At 66.0% G+C, this 18,960-nt stretch carries 18 protein-coding genes, 1 pseudogene and 1 riboswitch; of the genes and pseudogenes, 11 read left to right on the top strand and 8 right to left on the bottom strand.

All coding sequences use genetic code 11. From position 1 onward, the window contains the following. Position 1 precedes the first annotated feature (1 nt). On the bottom strand, positions 2-1,165 hold the full coding sequence (locus OXH74_RS11160) for an efflux RND transporter periplasmic adaptor subunit (protein WP_375741227.1): 1,164 nt from the start codon (positions 1,163-1,165) through the stop codon (positions 2-4). A gap of 145 nt (positions 1,166-1,310) precedes the next feature. Here OXH74_RS11160 and OXH74_RS11155 point away from each other — a divergent pair, with 145 nt between their 5' ends. After that, positions 1,311-1,931: a TetR family transcriptional regulator gene (locus OXH74_RS11155; RefSeq protein WP_215377665.1), complete on the top strand. Its 621-nt coding sequence runs from the start codon at positions 1,311-1,313 to the stop codon at positions 1,929-1,931. Positions 1,932-2,010: 79 nt separating this feature from the next. Here OXH74_RS11155 and OXH74_RS11150 read toward each other — a convergent pair whose 3' ends face one another. Then, on the bottom strand, positions 2,011-2,208 hold the full coding sequence (locus OXH74_RS11150; RefSeq protein WP_375741226.1) for a heavy-metal-associated domain-containing protein: 198 nt from the start codon (positions 2,206-2,208) through the stop codon (positions 2,011-2,013). A gap of 116 nt (positions 2,209-2,324) precedes the next feature. Between OXH74_RS11150 and OXH74_RS11145 the strand changes: the two genes are divergently transcribed. From OXH74_RS11145 to cueR, 3 genes are all read left to right on the top strand, one after another. After that, the gene (locus OXH74_RS11145; protein ID WP_375741225.1) at positions 2,325-2,705 is read left to right on the top strand and encodes a hypothetical protein; all 381 of its coding nucleotides are present in this window, start codon (positions 2,325-2,327) and stop codon (positions 2,703-2,705) included. 241 nt (positions 2,706-2,946) lie between these two features. Then, entirely contained in the window at positions 2,947-5,328 is a 2,382-nt protein-coding gene (locus tag OXH74_RS11140; protein WP_375741224.1) for a heavy metal translocating P-type ATPase, read from the top strand. Positions 5,329-5,362: 34 nt separating this feature from the next. Then, positions 5,363-5,764 carry a Cu(I)-responsive transcriptional regulator gene (cueR, locus tag OXH74_RS11135; protein ID WP_215377659.1) on the top strand — a complete coding sequence of 134 codons (402 nt, stop codon included), beginning with the start codon at positions 5,363-5,365 and terminating at the stop codon, positions 5,762-5,764. Positions 5,765-5,907: 143 nt separating this feature from the next. On the opposite strand, the gene OXH74_RS11130 is transcribed toward cueR, so the two are convergent. Further along, a complete protein-coding gene (locus OXH74_RS11130) occupies positions 5,908-7,002 on the bottom strand; it encodes a 3-deoxy-7-phosphoheptulonate synthase (protein WP_375741223.1) in 1,095 nt (364 codons plus the stop codon). Between the two features lie 521 nt (positions 7,003-7,523). Between OXH74_RS11130 and OXH74_RS11125 the strand changes: the two genes are divergently transcribed. Both OXH74_RS11125 and OXH74_RS11120 read left to right on the top strand, forming a co-directional pair. Next, positions 7,524-8,528 carry an ATP-binding protein gene (locus OXH74_RS11125; RefSeq protein WP_375741222.1) on the top strand — a complete coding sequence of 335 codons (1,005 nt, stop codon included), beginning with the start codon at positions 7,524-7,526 and terminating at the stop codon, positions 8,526-8,528. Further along, entirely contained in the window at positions 8,510-9,184 is a 675-nt protein-coding gene (locus OXH74_RS11120; RefSeq protein WP_375741221.1) for a VWA domain-containing protein, read from the top strand. The genes OXH74_RS11125 and OXH74_RS11120 overlap by 19 nt, the downstream gene beginning before the upstream one ends. 81 nt (positions 9,185-9,265) lie before the next feature. On the opposite strand, the gene OXH74_RS11115 is transcribed toward OXH74_RS11120, so the two are convergent. Genes OXH74_RS11115 through cbiE form a run of 4 tightly spaced genes read right to left on the bottom strand, consistent with a single transcriptional unit; the run spans position 9,266 to position 13,022 of the window. Further along, the gene (locus OXH74_RS11115) at positions 9,266-9,973 is read right to left on the bottom strand and encodes a ferredoxin (RefSeq protein ID WP_375741220.1); all 708 of its coding nucleotides are present in this window, start codon (positions 9,971-9,973) and stop codon (positions 9,266-9,268) included. Further along, positions 9,970-10,701, bottom strand: coding sequence for a cobalt-precorrin-6A reductase (locus OXH74_RS11110; RefSeq protein WP_375741219.1), 732 nt, complete (start codon positions 10,699-10,701; stop codon positions 9,970-9,972). Before OXH74_RS11110 ends, OXH74_RS11115 begins: the two co-directional genes overlap by 4 nt. Further along, positions 10,698-11,795 carry a cobalt-precorrin-5B (C(1))-methyltransferase gene (locus OXH74_RS11105; protein ID WP_375741218.1) on the bottom strand — a complete coding sequence of 366 codons (1,098 nt, stop codon included), beginning with the start codon at positions 11,793-11,795 and terminating at the stop codon, positions 10,698-10,700. Before OXH74_RS11105 ends, OXH74_RS11110 begins: the two co-directional genes overlap by 4 nt. Before the next feature lie 24 nt (positions 11,796-11,819). Further along, positions 11,820-13,022 carry a precorrin-6y C5,15-methyltransferase (decarboxylating) subunit CbiE gene (gene cbiE, locus OXH74_RS11100; RefSeq protein ID WP_375741217.1) on the bottom strand — a complete coding sequence of 401 codons (1,203 nt, stop codon included), beginning with the start codon at positions 13,020-13,022 and terminating at the stop codon, positions 11,820-11,822. Positions 13,023-13,261: 239 nt separating this feature from the next. Next, a riboswitch (cobalamin riboswitch) is annotated at positions 13,262-13,511 on the top strand. 88 nt (positions 13,512-13,599) lie between these two features. On the opposite strand from cbiE, the gene cobG reads away from it, so the two are divergent. The 5 genes and pseudogenes from cobG to OXH74_RS11075 form a co-directional block, all read left to right on the top strand. Next, complete coding sequence (gene cobG, locus OXH74_RS11095; RefSeq protein ID WP_375741216.1) at positions 13,600-14,949, top strand: precorrin-3B synthase; 1,350 nt, start codon at positions 13,600-13,602, stop codon at positions 14,947-14,949. After that, positions 14,942-15,568 (top strand): precorrin-8X methylmutase, encoded by a 627-nt coding sequence (locus OXH74_RS11090; RefSeq protein ID WP_375741215.1) that lies wholly within the window; start codon positions 14,942-14,944, stop codon positions 15,566-15,568. Before cobG ends, OXH74_RS11090 begins: the two co-directional genes overlap by 8 nt. Beyond that, complete coding sequence (locus tag OXH74_RS11085) at positions 15,565-16,314, top strand: precorrin-2 C(20)-methyltransferase (protein ID WP_375741214.1); 750 nt, start codon at positions 15,565-15,567, stop codon at positions 16,312-16,314. The genes OXH74_RS11090 and OXH74_RS11085 overlap by 4 nt, the downstream gene beginning before the upstream one ends. Then, a complete protein-coding gene (gene cobJ / locus OXH74_RS11080) occupies positions 16,314-17,969 on the top strand; it encodes a precorrin-3B C(17)-methyltransferase (RefSeq protein WP_375741213.1) in 1,656 nt (551 codons plus the stop codon). The genes OXH74_RS11085 and cobJ overlap by 1 nt, the downstream gene beginning before the upstream one ends. Before the next feature lie 178 nt (positions 17,970-18,147). Further along, positions 18,148-18,384: pseudogene (locus OXH74_RS11075) on the top strand (hypothetical protein); the annotation flags it as partial. Positions 18,385-18,469: 85 nt separating this feature from the next. Here OXH74_RS11075 and OXH74_RS11070 read toward each other — a convergent pair. Further along, complete coding sequence (locus OXH74_RS11070; protein ID WP_375741212.1) at positions 18,470-18,958, bottom strand: single-stranded DNA-binding protein; 489 nt, start codon at positions 18,956-18,958, stop codon at positions 18,470-18,472. Positions 18,959-18,960 lie beyond the last annotated feature (2 nt).

The raw sequence follows: 18,960 nt of genomic DNA, 5'->3' as shown, positions 1-18,960 counted from the left end.
TTCAGGATTTCTTCGTGGACTGATCGGCGACGGTGCCGGCCTCGATGGCCTTCACTGGCGCATCCGGACGCACCTTGGGCAAGCCTTCGACGATCACGCGCTCACCGTCGCTCACCCCCGACTCGATGACCCAGCGGCCATCACGGGTGTCGCCGGTCTTCACCTGCCTGACCCGGGCCACGCCTTCGGTATCCACCACGTAGACAAAGGTGCCGCGTGGCCCCTGGGCCAGGGCCCGCTCCGGAACCGTGACGACTTCCCTGCGATTGAATCCCTTCACCAGGACGCGGACGAACATACCGGGCAACAGCTTCTGTTCCGGATTGGGGATGACTGCGCGGGCACTGACGGTTCCGGTGCCGGTGTTGACGAAACTGTCGGTGAAGTCCACCCGCCCCGACAGCGGATAGGTCGAACCATCGCCGAACTCGACATCGGCGCTCAACAAGCCATCCGGCGGGAGTTCCAGCTTGCCACTCTTGACCCCCTCACGAAGGCGCTCGGCTTCGGTGTCCGGGTAGGCGAAGTTGACGTAGATGGGATCGAGTTGGGTCAGCTGGGTCAGCAGGCTGGAGTTGGGGTCTCCGGCCACCACCAGGCTGCCTTCGGAGCGGGTTTCCTTGCTGGTCATGCCGGAGATGGGCGCTTCGACGGTGGTGTAGTCGACATCGATCTGCCGCGCCTTGACCTCGGCCTGGGCGGCCTCTACGTTGGCCTTGCTCTGCTCGAAATTGGAAATGGCATTGTCCAGCTCGCTTTCGCTGGCATAGCCCTTCTTCTGCAGTTCGCGGGTACGTTTGAGGTCGCGCTCGGTCTGCCGGTAGCGGGCCTGTTCCTGGGCCAGCGCACCCTTGGCCCGGGCCAGCGCAGCCTCATAGGTGCGCGGGTCGATGCGAAACAGCACCTGCCCCTGCTTGACGCGACTACCTTCCTGGTAGGTACGTTGCTGCAGGATGCCACTCACCTGGGCCCGAACTTCCACTTCGCGATAACCCGCCGTACGTCCTGAATACTCGAGTACCAGCGGCAGGGACCCAGCCTTGGCGATCTCCACCACCACTTCCGGTACGGGTGGGGCGCCCGATGGAGCATCTGCAGCTTTGGCCCCCCCTGCCAAAGCCATCAGGAGAGTGAGGCTGATAGGGAATAAACGGGCAAACGGCATAAGGTGTCTCCATACGACGCCGGTTGGGCAAGCGATCTAGCGATGCATTTACGTGCACCTTTGTTTGTAAACAGGGTTTTCCGCGCAATAATCGGTACACTCTGTTCCCCAAATAAGAAGCCTAGACAGTATTAGCCCAACTGCTATGCGCAGAACAAAAGAAGAAGCCGAGAAAACCCGCAGCGCCATCCTCTCTGCCGCCGAACTGTTGTTCCTCGAGCACGGTGTCGCCCATACCTCGCTGGAACAGATTGCTCGTGCTGCCGGGGTGACCCGTGGCGCGGTTTATTGGCATTTCCAGAACAAGGCCCATCTGTTCCACGAAATGCTCAACCAGGTGCGACTGCCTCCGGAAGAAATGACCGAACGCCTGAGTGGCTGCGGCAACCAGGACCCCTTGCGAGCCCTGCGCGACCTCTGCGTGGAGGGTGTCGTCAGCCTGGCGCGCGATCCGCAGCGCCAGCGCGTGATGAACATCCTGCTGCACCGTTGCGAATTCACCGCAGAACTGCGCGAAGCGGAGGAACGCCACCGGGACTTCGTCAATCAGTTCATTCAGCTGGGAGAGCAACTCTTCGCTCGCCCTGGCTGCCTGGAGCGCCTGCGCGCCGGACTGACGCCGCTGCAGGCCTCGCGCGCCGTGCATGCCTTGGTGATCGGCCTATTCATCGACTGGACACGCGACCCCGGCCTGTTCGATCCGCTGCGCGATGCCGAACCCATGGTCGATGCGTTGTTCGCCGGACTGGTGCGTGACTGGGAGTGACACGGGCCATGATGGATGTGCGCAGCAACTTCCACCGTTGGCCCACGCCCTGCCTGATGTGGCAGTCAGACGAGTGGACTCAGGCCGCCTCGACCTGATACCCCTCCTCGCGAATGGCCGCCACGACCTGCTCCTCGGCCAGCCGGCTGGCGACCCGCACCTCGCCTGCTGCCAGATCGACCTGGACTTCGGCGGCCTTGTCCAGAGCCTGGACCGCCTGAGTGATGGCGCGCACACAATGGCCGCACGACATACCCTGAACCTTGAATACCTGCATGATCGAACTCCGTTTGTGGATAACGCTGACAGTCTCACCCTTGCCATGATGGCAAGGTCAAGACCGACCGAAATGCTCCTACACTGCAGGAACAGTGCCTTGCCGGAGAGCGCACCATGTCTGGCTTTCGTTCCAACCTGCTGCTCGCCCTCGCCTTGCTCACCGGCATGCAAGCGGCTGGTGCGCGGTCCCAGGTCGACTATGGCGTGTTGATCATCTCCCGCGAGCGGGTCGAGTTGGCCACCGCCTGTGACGTGGGTCTCTACCTCCAGGACCAGCTGGCTGCACGCCTGGTGCAAGGCCAGGCGGTCTCCTTCAACCTGCCGCCGGGCCCGCTCTCCATCCGCCTCAGCCTGCTGGGGCCCGGTCCTTGCAAACCAGGCATCGAACAGTTGCGCCAGCAGTCCGTCACCTTGGTGGCCGGTGAAGCGCGCAAGTTCCGACTGGTACAAAGCACGGAAGGCTTGCATCTGGTGCCGACGACGGCGCGGCAGTGACACCGCTCTCCCGCTCCCCAGCCCATCGCCGGTGGTGTTTTCTTGTAGGAGCCAGGGGGACGCCGAGTTCTTGCTGGCGAAGGCGGGGCCAAGTTCGCGAGCAAGCTCGCTCCTGCGGGAACGGCAGAAACGTAGGTTGGGCTCCGCAAAGCCCAGCCGCGCAACCGGCGAACGCAGAAGCCCCTTGACCTTAACCTCATGTCAAGGTTGATCCTATCCTTAATCCAAGGAGGATCGTCCCATGTCCAGCCTTACCACCATCGACCTGCCCATCAGTGGAATGACCTGCGCCAGTTGCGTCGGCCGCGTCGAGCGCGCGCTCGGCAAGGTACCCGGCGTGCAGGCCGCAACAGTCAACCTGACCACCGAACACGCCCGCGTCGAAGCCTCGGGTGACAGTCTCCCCGCACTGATTGCAGCCGTCGAAGCAGCCGGTTACGAAGTGCCGAGCCAGCGTCTGGAACTGGCCATCACTGGCATGACCTGCGCGAGCTGCGCCGGCCGCGTCGAGCGGGCCCTGCGCAAGGTGCCCGGCGTCGCCGATGTCACCGTCAACCTCGCCAGCGAACGAGCCCACCTGCAACTCTTCGGCCAGCCCGATAGCAACGCGCTGATCCAGGCCGTGGCTGCGGCCGGCTACCAGGCGAGGCTAATCGATGCAGGCCACCCGCCCGTCGACGATGCCGAAACCCGACTACATCGCGAACGCTGGGCCGTGTTGCTGGCGATCGCACTGGCCCTGCCGTTGGTGGTGCCCATGGCGCTGGAATGGCTGGGCATCCACTGGATGTTGCCGGCTTGGGTGCAGTTCGCCCTCGCCACGCCGGTGCAGTTCGTCCTCGGCGCGCGGTTCTACCGTGCAGCCTGGAAAGCGGTCAGGGCTGGCGCTGGCAACATGGACCTGCTGGTAGCCATCGGCACCAGCGCTGGCTATGGGCTGAGTGTCTACCAATGGTGGGCCACACCAGCAGGCGGCATGCCGCACCTGTATTTCGAGGCCTCCGCCGTGGTCATCGCCCTGGTCCTGCTCGGCAAATACCTGGAGAGCCGCGCCAAACGCCAGACCAGTTCTGCTATCCGCGCCCTCGAAGCCCTTCGCCCGGAGCGCGCCACCCGATTGAGCAACGGCCAGGAGGAAGACGTCGCCATCGCTGCGTTGCGCCTCGACGATGTGCTGGTAGTCAAACCCGGCGAGCGCTTCCCGGCCGACGGTGAAGTGATCGAAGGCCAAAGCCATGCCGACGAGGCGCTGATCAGCGGCGAAAGCCTGCCCGTGGCGAAGCAGCCGGGTGACAAGGTAACCGCCGGGGCCATCAACGGCGAAGGCCGCCTGCTGGTCCGCACCACCGCTCTCGGTGGGGAGACCGTGCTGGCGCGGATCATCCGCCTGGTGGAAGACGCACAGGCCGCCAAGGCACCGATCCAGAAACTGGTGGACAAGGTCAGCGAGGTCTTCGTACCCGCGGTACTGCTGATCGCTCTGGTCACTCTCACCGGCTGGCTACTGGCGGGAGCGCCTCTGGAAATCGCGCTGATCAATGCGGTGGCCGTATTGGTCATCGCCTGCCCTTGCGCCCTGGGCCTTGCCACGCCGACAGCGATCATGGCCGGCACCGGCGTCGCCGCCCGTTACGGCATCCTGATCAAGGACGCCGAAGCACTGGAAGTGGCCCACGGCGTTAATGTGGTGGCCTTCGACAAGACGGGCACCCTTACCTCCGGGACTCCGCGAATCGCCCACCTCTCGGCCGAGAACGGCAACGAAGCAGAACTGCTGAAACTGGCCGGAGCCCTGCAGCGCGGCAGTGAGCACCCGCTGGCCAAGGCGGTGCTGGACGCCTGCGCCGAACGCCAACTGGCGGTGCCTGCAGTGGACGAGAGCATGGCACTGGCCGGACGCGGGATCCAGGGGCGCGTCGATGGCCGTCTGCTGGCCCTGGGCAACCGCCGCCTGCTGCAGGACAAAGGCCTGGACGCCGGGGCGCTGGCCGCCAAGGCCGACGCCTGGGAAGGTGAAGGCCGTACCCTGTCCTGGCTGCTGGACCTCGGCCCACAGCCGCACGTCATCGGTCTGTTCGCCTTCGGCGACACACTCAAGGAGGGCGCTGCCGAAGCACTGGAAGCCCTGCGCACGCGGCATATCCAGAGCCACCTGATCACCGGCGACAACCGTGGCAGCGCCCGGGTGGTGGCCGAGGCCCTGGGGATCGACTCGGTCCACGCCGAAGTGCTGCCGGCGGACAAGGCTGCCACGGTGGCCGCGCTCAAGGCACGAGGCATGACGGTGGCCATGGTCGGCGACGGCATCAACGACGCCCCGGCCCTGGCCGCCGCCGATGTTGGCATCGCCATGGGCGGCGGCACGGATGTCGCCATGCACGCCGCCGGCATCACCTTGATGCGCGGCGACCCACGCCTGGTACCCGCGGCCCTGGATATCTCCCGACGCACCTATGCGAAGATCCGCCAGAACCTGTTCTGGGCGTTCATCTACAACCTGGTCGGCATCCCGCTGGCAGCCGTCGGACTGCTCAGTCCGGTGGTGGCGGGCGCCGCCATGGCCCTGTCCAGCGTCAGCGTGGTGAGCAACGCGCTGCTGCTGAAAACCTGGAAGCCAAAGTAATGACCCCAACGAGCGCGCCCCCGAGGGACAGCAAATGAACATCGGCCAAGCAGCGAAGAAAAGCGGGCTGACCGCCAAGATGATCCGCTACTACGAGAGTATCGGCCTGCTGCCCGCTGCGGGTCGTACCGACAGCGGATATCGCCAGTACAGCAGCCAGGACCTGCACACCCTGGCCTTCATCAAGCGCTCCCGCGACCTGGGCTTTTCACTGGAGGAGGCCGGCAAGCTGCTGCAACTCTGGCAGGACCGCCAGCGCGCCAGCGCCGATGTGAAGGCCCTGGCGCGCGATCATATCGATGAACTCAACCGCAAGATCGCCGAACTGGCCAGCCTGCGGGACACCCTGCAAGAGCTGGTCGATTCCTGCCAGGGCGACCACCGCCCGGATTGCCCGATCCTCAAGGATCTGGAGTCAGCCGGCTGCTGCCACTGAATGCCATGTAGCGCAAATCGCCAATTCCGGACCAGCCTCGCCTGGCTATGCCATCCGCCCCGCCAATGTCCCACAGGCAGGAGAATGAGTGCGCCAAACCCGTCATCTGCGGGTTGAGTGCAGCGATACCCAACAGCCGCAGCTCAGCCCTGCCGCAGCCGCTCCGCCGCGTCCCGCAGGATACGCTCGGTCCCCTCCCAACCCAGGCAGCCGTCGGTGATCGACACGCCGTAGCGCAGATCGCAGGACAACGCTTGCGCACCGTCGAACAGGTGGCTCTCCAGCATCACGCCGCGCAGCGCCTCCTGCCCGGAAAGGCGCTGGCTGATCACATCTTCCAGCACGGCTGGCTGGCGCAAGGGATCCTTGCCGCTATTGGCGTGACTGCAGTCGACTAGGATGCGCGCGGCGATGCCGAGTTTCTCCAGACCAGCACGGGCCGACTGCACGCTGGCCGCATCATGGTTCGGTCCTTGGTGGCCGCCGCGTAGCACCAGGTGGGTATCCGCATTGCCAGCCGTTTGCACCAGCGCCGGCCGGCCATGGCCATCGATGCCGAAGTGCTGGTGCGGATGAGCCGCCGAGCGCATGGCGTCGGTGGCAATGCCGAGACTGCCGTCGGTGCCGTTCTTGAAGCCCACGGGCAGGTCCAACCCGCTCACCAGTTCGCGATGGATCTGCGATTCGCTGGTGCGCGCGCCAATGGCCGCCCAGCTCAGCAGGTCATCGAAGTAACCGGCCACCAGCGGTTGCAGCAACTCGGTAGCCAACGGCAGGCCCAGTTCGGCGATGTCCAGCATCAACCGACGGCTCAGCGCCAGCCCCTCGGCCATGTCACCACTGCCATCCAGGTGCGGGTCGTAGACCAGGCCTTTCCAGCCCACGGTGGTGCGCGGTTTCTCGACGTAGGCGCGCATCACCAGCAGGAGCTGGTCGCTCACCTGCGGCGCCAGCGCGGCCAGGCGCTGAGCGTAGTCGAGGGCAGAATTGGCGTCGTGGATGGAGCAAGGACCGACCACCACCAGCAGGCGCGGATCCTCGCCATCCAGCACGGCGCGGACGGCCTGGCGCTGGGCCTGGATCTGCTGGGCAATGGCGATGTCCAGCGGCAGGCGCTGACGCAGTTCGGCGGGGGTGGGCAGCGGTTGGGTGCTGCGCGATGACGGAACGGATGCCTCCAGCGCAATGGCGTGGAGCGGCTGTACAGCGATGGGCAGAACGGATACGGGCGAATTCATGACTGGCTTCCTCGGCCGGCGCGGCTTGCTCCGCGCGCGGCGCGCTAACTGGGTGTTCGACTCAAATGGATGGCGGCGTTGGCAAAGCGGCTAAATCGCCAGTCGGAGTTGCGGTAATAGGTCGGGTAGGTGCGATAGCTGATCATGGTGCGATCCTGTGTGACGTTTGCTTGGCCTTGTGGGCTCTGGAAAAAACAAAACCCCCGGTCGGGTTGCCGACCGGGGGTTTCGTGGAGCTTCGGTAGGCGACCCTTTGAGGTGGGCCGCCTGATTGGGTATCAGGTCAGCCCGTGGCTAAACCAATACCCATGGAAATAGCTGGCCGCAGCGGCCACCCGCACGCGCGCCGGGGCTGAGGCCTGGCAAGCGGTGGACGGGATGGAAGCGAGGTGCGGCATGACGATCTCCGAAGCGAATGCTGGCCAACTTACTGCATCGCTCGCTGCTGTTCAATCACTGATTTCTATCGGGGAGTTCGGGCTTTCGCTACCATGCCCGGCACGCGTTTTCAGGAAGCCGCCATGACCGACCTTCATTTCCCCCTCGCCGCCGTGGTCGGCGCCGATGAGCTGAAACTGGCGCTGTATCTCGCGGCCATCGACGCAGGTCTTGGCGGCGTGCTGATCGAGGGGCCACGCGGCATGGCCAAGTCGACCCTGGCGCGCGGTATCGCCGAACTGCTGCCGGAGGGGATCTTCGTCACCCTGCCGCTGGGCGCCAGCGAAGAGCGCATCGTCGGCACCCTGGACCTGGACGCTGCGCTCGGCGAAAGCCGCGCGCAGTTTTCCCCCGGCGTGCTGGCCAAGGCCCACGGCGGCGTGCTCTACGTCGACGAGGTCAACCTACTGCCCGACCATCTGGTGGACCTGCTGCTGGATGTGGCCGCAAGCGGCGTCAACCTGATCGAGCGCGACGGCCTCTCCCACCGCCACCCGGCGCGCTTCGTGCTGATCGGCACCATGAACCCCGAAGAAGGCGAGCTGCGCCCGCAACTGCTGGACCGCTTCGGCCTCAAGGTCAGCCTCAGCGGCCAGCCGCAGCCGGCCGAACGCGCCGAGATCGTCCGCCGCCGCCTGGCCTTCGATGCCGATCCACAGGCATTCATTGCCCGCTGGAGCAACGAACAACATGCCCTGGCCCAGCGCTGCCGAGATGCCCGCCAGCTTCTGCTGAACATTCCGTTGGATGATGTCGCCCTGGACGAGATCGCCCGTCGCTGCTTCGCCGCAGGAGTCGATGGCCTGCGCGCCGATCTGGTCTGGCTACGCGCTGCCCGTGCCCATGCCGCCTGGCGCGGTGCCGGACACATTGAGCAGCAAGACATCGACGCCGTCGAACACTTCGCCCTTGCCCACCGTCGTATGCACACGCCGCCACCGAAGGCGGCGCAACCGCCGCAATCGCCACCCTCCGGCACTGCTGAGACGCAACCCGATTCTGGCGAAGGCCAATGGGGTGAACTGCCTGCGCAAGCAGTGCCGATGGGTGCTACGCGCGAGTTGCCGAGGTGGCCAAAAAAGCCCTGAGCATCCGCCCGCGCACGGTCACTGGCGCGGATGCCCGACCCAGACCCGGCGCACTCGGCGCAGGCCGCAGCGGAGCCCTGCGCACCGGTCACGAAGGCGCTATTCAATGGCTCCCGACCCTGCTGCGCGGCCGCCCGCGCAAGGTGACCGACCTCGTGCGCCGCCCACGCAGCCAGCGCCCGAATGAACTCTGGCTGGTGATCGTCGACGCGTCCGCCTCCACGCGGCGCCACGGTGCCTTGGCCCAGGCCAAGGGGCTGCTCACTGGGGTGTTCGAATCCGCCTATCGCCAACGCGCCCGCCTCGCCGTGCTCCACGCCACCGGCTGCCAGCCCCATTGGCTCTGGCAAGGGCAGAAAGCCTCGCCGGCCCTGCACCATTGGCTCGGCGAGCTTGGCGCAGGCGGAGGGACGCCACTCATCGAAGCCTTGCAGCAAGCGAGCTACTGGCTGGAGAGTCGGCAGCGGCAGAAGCCGATGGAACAGCAGCGCCTGCTGATTCTCACGGATGGGCGTTTGAAGGATTGGGCGAGGCTAGAGCCGCTGACCTGCCCAACCGTGTTGATCGATATCGAGGGCGGACCGATCAGGTTGGGCCGGGCGAAGCGCCTGGCAGAGGAGTTGGGGGCGGAGTATCGACCGATTGCCTACCTGTAGGTTGAGTTGAGTAACGCGATACCCCACCTACAAAACTGACGAGGCTGGGGGTGAGGGAGCCCTGGATCTAACTCCGACGCCCTAAGACCGCATCAACAACTCCGGCACATCCCGCCCTTCCACAATCCGTTCCTGCACAAGCCGCACCACCTCCTCCTGGTTACGAATCCGGTACCACTCCCCTTCCGGATAGAGGCTCACTGTCGGGCCATCGTCGCACGGGAACTGGCATTGGGTGCGAGTGATGTGGACACCACCCGCGCATTCCAGCTTGCCGGCGACCTTGAGCTGCTCACGCAGACTTTTCCACAGCGGTAGGGCGCCGCGACGGGTGCAACGTGGGCCGTTGCACAGCAGCAAGCGCTGACGGTGCGGCGGGATGCAGGACCATGCGTGGTGCTCCGGCAACTCCGGCACGCCGACGCAGGAGAGGTGCAATTCGCCACGCTCGACCAGGGCGCAGGCAGCCGCGGCCGGGTCGGTCTCGAACTGCCCAAGCAGGCTGGCGGCGAACAGCTGGTCCGGCTGCGCCTGCTTGCTCAGCTCACTGCGCAGCCAGTCGAGGTGCTGCGCGGAGGATTGCGGGTCGAGATCGATCACCAACAGCGGCCGTTCGCTGTCGACCACCCGCTGCCACAGCGGTGCGTAGTCGGCGGACGTGTCGACAATGTCGGCCAGGGCCGCCTCACCGCGCAATGCAACGAGCTGGCGGCGGAAGAGTTCGGCGAAGGAGCCCTCGGTGAGGTCGGGCCCGGCAAAGAGCACGCGGGCATATGCAGCTGTGGTCATGGGGTTTCCAGGTAAGTCGAGAGACCCTGCCACAGGGCCTCGGTCGAGGCGTATTCACAGTCCACGGGCGGCAGCTGCGGCCGCGCCAGAATCAGCACCGGCACGCCACGCTCGCGAGCAACCTGCAGCTTGGGCTCGGTGGATTGGCTGCCACTGTTCTTGCTGATCAGCACATCACTGCCCAGCCGCGCGAATAGTTCGCGCTCCCCTTCCAGACTGAAGGGCCCGCGTGCGCCTATCACCTCGGCGCGTTCGGCCCCGGGCAGGCTTTGCAGGCAGCGCACCGTCCAATGCTGGTGTGCGGGAACTTCATGCAGGTGCTCCAGGGGTTCGCGGCCAAGGGTAAAGAGCGGCCGGCGGAAGTCTCTCAGCGCCTCGATCAGCCCCGGCCAGTCGGTTACTTCTCGCCAATCATCGTCAGGGCCAGCCTGCCAGCCAGGACGGCGCAGCGCCCAGCAAGGAACACCCACCAAGCGCGCGGCTTGCGCGGCGTTGCGGCTGATCTGCGCGGCGTAAGGATGGGTAGCGTCGACCAGGAGGCCAATGCCTTCATCGGCCATGTAGCGAGCCAGTCCCTCGGCACCGCCGTAACCGCCGACACGAACCTGACAGGCCAGGTCGTCCGGCACCTTGCCGAGGCCGGCCAGGCTGTAGACGTGATCAGGGCCAAGGCGGCGCGCAATGGCCAGCGCTTCGCTGACACCGCCCAACAGGAGGATTCGCTTCATCGAGTCTCCACGGCCTCACCGACGATGTTGCCCTGGCGGTCGATGGCGAAGACTTCCAGCGCCACCTGCACCGGCACGATCGAGCGGGCGAAGGCCAGCGCATGGGCACACACTGCATCGCCCAGGCGAATCCCTGCCTTGCTGGCCAGCGCTTGCGCCTGCTGGCTGGTGTTGGCCTCGCGCATGGACTGTTGCAGCTCGGCCGAAGCGCCGAGCTCGCCGGCCCAGGCGGCCAGTTGCGACAGGTCGATGCTGGAACTGCGGCTGTGCAGGTCGAGGTGGCCAGCAGCGAGCTTGCTGATCTTGCCGAAGCCACCGCACAGGCTGAGCTTGTCCACCGGCGCCTTGCGCAAATGCTTGAGTACGGCGCCGACGAAGTCGCCCATCTCGATCAGGGCGGTGTCGTCCATGTGATAGCGCTGGCGCATGGCATCTTCGCTGGCGTTGCCGGTGCAGGCCGCCAAGTGGGTGAAGCCGTTGGCGCGGGCAACGTCGATGCCCTGGTGGATGGAGGCGATGTAGGCCGAGCAGGAAAACGGTCGGACGATACCGGTAGTACCAAGGATGGAAATACCACCGAGAATGCCCAGGCGCGGGTTCATGGTCTTCAGCGCCAGCGCCTCGCCGCCCTGCACGCAGACAGTGACCTCGAAGCCGCCCACATAGCCCTGTTCGGCGGCGAACCGGGTCAAGTGCGTGGTCATCATCTGCCGGGGCACAGGGTTGATTGCCGGCTCGCCAACGGCCAGGACCAGCCCCGGTTTGGTGACGGTGCCGACGCCGGGGCCTGCGCGGAAGTGCACACCAGGCTTGGCAACGAGGCGGACCTGGGAATAGATCAGCGCACCGTGGGTCACATCCGGGTCATCGCCGGCATCCTTCAGCGTTCCGGCTTCCGCGCCGTCTTCGCTCAGTCGGCAGAACTCCAGGCGCATCAACACCTGCTGGCCCTTGGGCAGGCAGATTTCCACCGCATCCATGGCCGCCCCGGCCAGCAGCAAACGCGCCGCGGCCAGGCTGGTGGCGGTGGCGCAACTGCCGGTGGTGTAGCCGCTGCGCAGTGGCGCGGGTTTTTCAGCGGTTTCGTCACGCATGAGAGATGCCGCTTGGCCGATGCATCATGGTTTGGTGATTTCCAGCAGCGTAATCGGCAACGCCGAACGCCAGGTATCGAAGCCGCCGAGCGGCTGGGCCTGGGCGATGGCGATGCGGGTCAGCGCGCCGCCATGGCGTTCGCGGAAAGCCACCAGAACCACCTCACTCTGCAGGGTCACGGCATTAGCCACCAGGCGACCACCCGGTTTGAGCTGCGCCCAACACGTGTCGAGCATGCCGGGCTCGGTGACGCCGCCGCCGATGAAGATGGCGTCCGGCGCGGGCAGGCCGCCCAGCGCAGCCGGTGCCTCGCCGGCCACCAATTGCAAGCCCGGAACGCCGAGGGCGTCGCGATTGTGCTGGATATGCGCTTGGCGCGTCTCGTTCGCCTCGATGGCGATGGCGCGACAACTGGGATGGGCGCGCATCCACTCGATGCCGATGGAGCCGCAGCCGGCTCCCACGTCCCAGAGCAGCTCACCTGGCTGCGGTGCCAGCCGCGCCAGGGTAACGGCGCGCACGTCGCGCTTGGTGAGCTGGCCGTCGTGGCGGTAAGCGTCGTCCGCGAGACCCGTAGTGAGCGGAAGGCGGCGGGCGTTATCGCCGGCCACGCACTCCACCGCCACCAGGTTCAGCGCGGCGGCCTCAACCAATGACCACTCCGCAGCGATGCCGCCGATGCGCCGCTCGCGCTCACCGCCGAGGTGTTCCAGCACTGTCAGCCGGCTAGGGCCGAAGCCCCGCTCCACGAGCAACGCGGCAATGGCTGCCGGACTGCTACCGTCATTGCTCAGCACCAGCAGGCGGGCGCCAGGGTGGATCTGCGCATGCAACGCGGCCAGCGGCCGGGCAACGACAGAGAGGAGACTGACATCCTGCAGCGGCCAACCCAGACGCGCCGCCGCAAGAGAACAGGAAGAAGGCGCCGGCAGCACGCGCAGTTCATCGACCGGCAGCTGGCGCGCCAGGCTGGCGCCCACACCGAAGAGCATGGGGTCGCCGCTGGCGAGGACGCAGACCGGCGTGCCGCGTTTCGCCAGCACCGGCCCCAAGGAGAAGGGGCTGGGCCAAGGCGTGCGCAGGGCCCTGATGCAGTGCGGCAGCAGATCGAGCTGGCGCGGCCCGCCGATCACCTCTGCGGCGGCAAGCAAGGCACGGCGCGCGGCCTTGCCGAGACCGGCATAACCGTCTTCGCCGATTCCGATCACTGTCAGCCAGGGCTGCATGTAGGGCTCCTGTAATGAATAGGGCCAGCACCGTTCAGCTTCCGACTCAGACTGTGCGAAAACGTCACGGGCGAAGGTTAGGCGAGACGCAACGCAGCGAAGCGGAGCAGCCGCCAAGAAACGCAGTTTACGAGTGGTAAATAAACATTTTGAGGCTGGTTTCAAAACGGCATAACCGAGCGCAACAGTTTTCAGACAGTCTGGACAAGGAGCCTTTTCATACGCCTGGCCAAAGCGGGCATAATACCCCCTTCATTGGTTGCTGGAGCGGAACTTGATGCGCTCCAGCCTAAGAGGGAACACGGCTGAACCGTGGCTGCCCCCGCAACTGTAAGCAGCGAGTCCATGCATTCTCAGGTTGTGTGAAAACGTCGCTCGACGGAGCACAGCAGTTTTCACGCCGCCTGATCAGGCCACTGGGAAACCGGGAAGGCCGCAATGGACGAGGACCTGCCAGCCAGGAGACCTGCCAGTGAATCCAGTCGTGAGTGCACGCATCGGGCGGGGTGTATCGATGCCGCAGTTGTCCCTCGGGTAGGGGCAGCCGGGTCACCGCGACGCCAACCTCGGTGACCCTGTGAAACACGTCTTGCCCAGCACCAGCACGTCCCCTCGCCCGTCAGCCTGTCCCGGGCTATCGCGCATTGTCCCAGCACAGGATGGTGGCATCTGCCGCATCAAGTTGCCCTGTGGCCGGCTGACATCTGTCCAGGCCCACGCTGTGGCTGAAGCCGCGACGGCCCACGCCAGCGGGGTGATCGAGACGACCAATCGGGCCAACCTGCAAATACGCGGGGTAAGGCCTGGCGCCGAAGCGGCCCTGGTCGACCAACTGCTCGCCGCTGACCTCGGCCCCAGCACCCCTGGTGCTGACGATGTGCGCAACCTGATGGTCAGCCCCGCTGCCGGGCTCGACCCTGCCGCCGTTGTGGATATCTCGTCGCTGGCCGATGACCTGCTCGCCCTACTGCAGAACTCGCCGCGCTTCCACGCCTTGTCGCCCAAGTTCGCCCTGCTGCTGGACGGCGGTGAGCAACTGGCCATGCTGGAGCACCCGCACGACATCTGGCTGTCGGTGATGGTCGGCGGCCCGACGCCACAGATTGCCTTCGGCCTGGCAGGCTGCCCGCCGCAACGTGCGGACGAACCGGACGCTCTGGCGGCGGTACGCATCTGCCAGACACCGCAGTTGGTGGAAGCACTGCTCGACCTGTTCCTCGAACTCGCCACGCCCGAGCAGACGCGCATGCGTCACCTGCTCGAAGCGCACCCTGCCGGCGACTTGCTGATGCGCTTGCAGGCCCGCCTGGACTTTCCCCTGCTGCCGGCCGGGCATTGGCGCCGCCCAAGCCCACCGGCCGGCCTGCACATCGGAACGCAGCCACAACGCCAAGCCGGATTGAGAATGGTCGGCGGTGTACCTGCCGTGGGCCGGTTGACAGCGGAGCAGCTCGCCAGACTGGCCGACCTGGCCGAAACCCGGGGCGATGCCAGCTTGCGCCTGACACCCTGGCAATCCGTACTGCTGCCAAATATTCCCGAGCAAGCGATCGGCCTTGTACTGCAGCAACTTGAAGACCTCGGCCTGGCCATCGACGCTCGCTCGCCCCAGGCCTGGCTGATCGCCTGCACCGGTTCGACCGGCTGTGCGAAAGGCCTGGCCGACACCAAGGGCGATGCCCTCTGGCTGGCCTCGCATCTCGGCCCCCTCCCCGGCCTGCACCTCAGCGGCTGCCCTCGCTCCTGCGCCGCAGCTCATGTGGCACCGCTGACCCTGCTGGCCGTGGGCCCAGGCCGCTACGACCTTTATCAACGCGAAACCGGTGACAACGGCTTCGGCCGCCTGCTGGCGCGCAACCTGACCATCCAGGAGGCTGCCGAGCGCCTGGCCTCCTCTCCTGACACCTGGAGCCCCACCCATGCTTGAGTACATCCGCGATGGTCAGGAGATCTATCGCAACTCCTTTTCCATCATTCGTGCCGAGGCCAACCTGGCCGGCATCCCCTCCGACCTGGAAAAGCTCGCGGTGCGGGTGATCCATGCCTGCGGCATGGTCGATGTGGTGGAAGACCTGCGGTTCTCCCCGGGCGCTGGCGCTGCGGGTCGGGCGGCTATCGCCGCCGGCGCACCGATCCTCTGCGATGCGCGCATGGTCGCCGAAGGCATCACCCGCGCACGCCTGCCGGCGAACAACCGGGTCATCTGCACCCTCAATGATCCCGATGTGCCGGAGCTGGCCCGCGAACTGGGCAACACCCGCTCGGCCGTGGCCCTGGAGCACTGGCGCGAGCATCTGGAAGGCAGCGTGGTAGTGATCGGCAATGCCCCCACCGCGCTCTTCTATCTGCTGGAAATGCTCGCTGCCGGTGCACCGAAGCCGGCGCTTATCCTCGGTTTCCCGGTGGGTTTCGTCGGTGCCGCCGAGTCCAAGGACCTGCTCGCTGCCGATAGCCGCGGCGTGCCTTATGTGATCGTACGCGGGCGCCGCGGCGGCAGCGCCATGGCGGCAGCAGCGGTCAATGCACTGGCTACGGAGATCGAATGATGAGCGGCAAGGGACGTTTGATCGGCCTGGGTGTCGGCCCCGGCGACCCGGAACTGATCACCCTGAAAGCCCTGCGCCTGCTGCAGTCGGCGCCGGTGGTGGGCTATTTCGTGGCCAAGGCGAAGGCCAGCAAGGGCCACGGCGGCAACGCCTTCAGCATCATCGAGGGTCACCTCAAGGACGAGCAGCAGCGCATGCCGCTGGTCTACCCGGTGACCACCGAAAAACTCGAGCCGCCGCTGAGCTACGAAACCGTCATCAGCGACTTCTACGACACCGCCGCCGAGCAGGTGGCGCTCCATCTGGAGGCAGGCCTAGATGTAGCCGTGATCTGCGAGGGCGACCCGTTCTTCTACGGCTCCTACATGTATCTGCATGACCGCCTCTCCGGCCGCTACGAGGTGGAAGTGGTGCCCGGCGTCTGCTCCATGCTGGGCAGTGCGGCGGTGCTCGGCGTGCCGCTGGTGTACCGCAACCAGAGCCTCTCGGTGCTGTCCGGCGTGTTGCCGGAAGACGAGCTCAAGGCGCGCCTGCGCGAAGCCGAGGCGGCCGTTGTGATGAAGCTCGGCCGCAACTTCGACAAGGTCCGCCGCGTGCTGGTCGAACTGGGCCTGGCCGACCGTGCGCACTATGTGGAGCGCGCGACCATGGTCAACCAGCGCATCGTGCCGCTGGATGAAGTGGACCCGATGGCCTCGCCTTACTTCTCGATGGTCGTCATCCCCGGCGAGAAGTGGAGAGGCTGATGGAACCGCACAACGCCCCCGCCATCGTCCTGCTGGGCAACACCGGTCTGCCAGTTGCGAAGCGCATCCAGGCGCTTTATCCACAGGCGCGCATCCTCGGCCTGGAGCAGCGCGTGGAGGGCGCCGATGCCCAATACGCGGAATTCGGCGAGACCCTGCGCGAGCTGTATCGCAACGACACGCCGATCATCGGCCTATGCGCAGCCGGCATCCTGATCCGCACCCTGGCCCCCCTGCTCGCAAGCAAGGGCGCCGAGCCGCCCGTGCTCGCCGTGGCCGAAGATGGCAGCGCTGTGGTGCCGCTGTTGGGTGGCTTCGGCGGGGTCAATCGAATGGCCCGCGAGATCGCTTGCGCGCTGGAAGTAGCGCCGGCGATCACGACCAGCGGCGAGTTGCGTTTCGGCACCTGTCTGCTGGCCCCACCAGCCGGCTATGCGCTGGCGGACATCGAACAAGGCAAGCGCTTCGTCTCCGACCTCCTGGGCGGCGAGACCGTGCGCGTCGAGGGCACTGCGCCCTGGCTCGATGCCGCGCGGCTGCCGCTGGCCGACGAAGCGCAGCGGGTTATTCACATCACCGCGAAGGATCGCCTGGCGCAGCGTGATGAGCTGCTAATCCACCCGCAAGTGGCGATTGCCCGGGTCGATGGCCCGGTATCCGCAGAGGCGGTACGCCAGGCTCTGGCCGACACCGGGCTCGCCCCACTGTCGCTGGCCTGCCTGCTCGCCGGACGCGAGTGCATGGCCGACAGCCAATTGCACGCCGCCGCTAGAGCGCTTGGAGTGCCGCTGCGCTTCATCACCGACGACAGTACGCTGCCACCGCTGCACCAGCAGATCGGCGACATCTGCTTGCTGGTCGCGCAGCAACCGCTGGACCCGGCCCACATCGGCCAGCCGCGCGGACGCCTGACCGTGGTCGGCCTCGGGCCCGGGGCAGCCGAGTTCATGGTGCCGGCCACCCGCCAGGCACTGGACGAGGCCGAGGACCTGCTCGGCTACGAAACCTACGTTCGTATGGCCGGCCCCTTCCGCCCGGAGCAGGTGCTGCATTGCACTGATAACCGCGAGGAAATGCAGCGCGCCCGCCACGCCTTCGAACTCGCCGCCAGCGGGCGCCGCGTGGTGGTGGTGTCATCCGGCGACCCGGGCGTGTTTGCCATGGCTGCTGCCGTACTGGAAGCGCTGCACGAGTCCGACGATCCAGACTGGCAACGCGTCGAGCTCCAGGTGTTCCCGGGCGTCTCTGCGGCCTTGGCCACTGCCGCCAAGGCTGGCGCGCCGCTGGGCCATGATTTCTGCCTGCTGTCGCTGTCGGACAACCTCAAGCCGTGGGAGGTGATCGAGCAGCGCCTCGACCACACTGCCGCCGCTGACCTGGCAATGGCCTTATACAACCCGATTTCCAAGGCCCGCCCCTGGCAGCTCGGTCGCGCACTGGAAATCGTCGCCCGCCATCGCCGTCCAGAGACGGTGGTGGTCCTCGGCCGCGACATCGGTCGGCCGGCGGAAGCGCTGACGGTGACCAGCCTCAGCGAACTACGGCCGGAGCAGGTGGACATGCGCACCCTGGTGATCATCGGCTCATCGCTGACCCAGCGGTTCAGCAATGGCAATGGCAGCGAGTGGGTCTATACGCCGCGCTGGTATCGCTGAGCGCGTCATTCCCGAGTCCCCCCGGGGGCAATCGAGCATTGAAGTTGCACAAGGCTTGTGCGGTACATGCAAAAGCGACGGACCATCATTTGATACCGTTGCGGACGGTGACCCCATGTCGTGGTCCCCCCTTAACGTCCACGCGCTGGCTTGGCTGAAGAGCTGGCTGCGCAGCGTGCGCTACGTCGGCCAGACCTGGGCAGACAAGGAGAACACCCTGCACGTGCCCTCCTACACCCTGGTCGACGCCGTCATCGGTTAAGACCTGGGCAAGGTCGGGCTCAAGGGCGTGGACGTCAGTCTGAACGCCAACCACCTGATGGGCGAGAACTATGTGGCGTCGTGCGACAGCCTCGACTCCTGCTGTTTCAGCGCGAAGCGCAATCTGACCGCGGCTGTGAGCTATCAGCTCTGAACCCTGTATAGACACAAGCCAGAAACGAAAAAGGCGCAGCCATCTGGCTGCGCCTTTCTATTTTGCGCGGAGCGTGCAGTTCGACTCAGAACGGGATGTCGTCGTCGAAGCTGTCGTAGTCCGGAGCCGGCTGGGCAGCAGGCTGCGGTGCCGGGCGCTGCTCGCGCGGGGCAGACTGCTGCGGCTCGCGCTGCGGGCGCGGGGCGCGCGGCGCATCGCCTTCGCTGCCGGGGCGGCCGCCGAGCAACTGCATGTTGCCGTTGATGTCGACCACGATCTCGGTGGTGTAGCGCTTCACGCCGTCCTTTTCCCACTCGCGAGTGCGCAGGGAGCCTTCGACGTAGACCTGCGAGCCCTTGCGCAGGTACTCGCCGGCGATTTCGGCGAGACGACCGAAGAACACCACGCGGTGCCACTCGGTGCGCTCCTGCTGCTGGCCGGTCTGCTTGTCTTTCCAGCTTTCGCTGGTGGCCAGGGTGATATTGGTCACCGCATTGCCGTTGGGCAGGTAGCGGGTTTCCGGATCACCACCGACGTTACCAACCAGAATGACTTTGTTAACCCCACGGGCCATGA

The organism is Metapseudomonas boanensis, assembly GCF_042232855.1.
Lineage (GTDB): Bacteria > Pseudomonadota > Gammaproteobacteria > Pseudomonadales > Pseudomonadaceae > Metapseudomonas > Metapseudomonas boanensis.
This window is presented reverse-complemented; position numbering and strand designations above follow the sequence as displayed.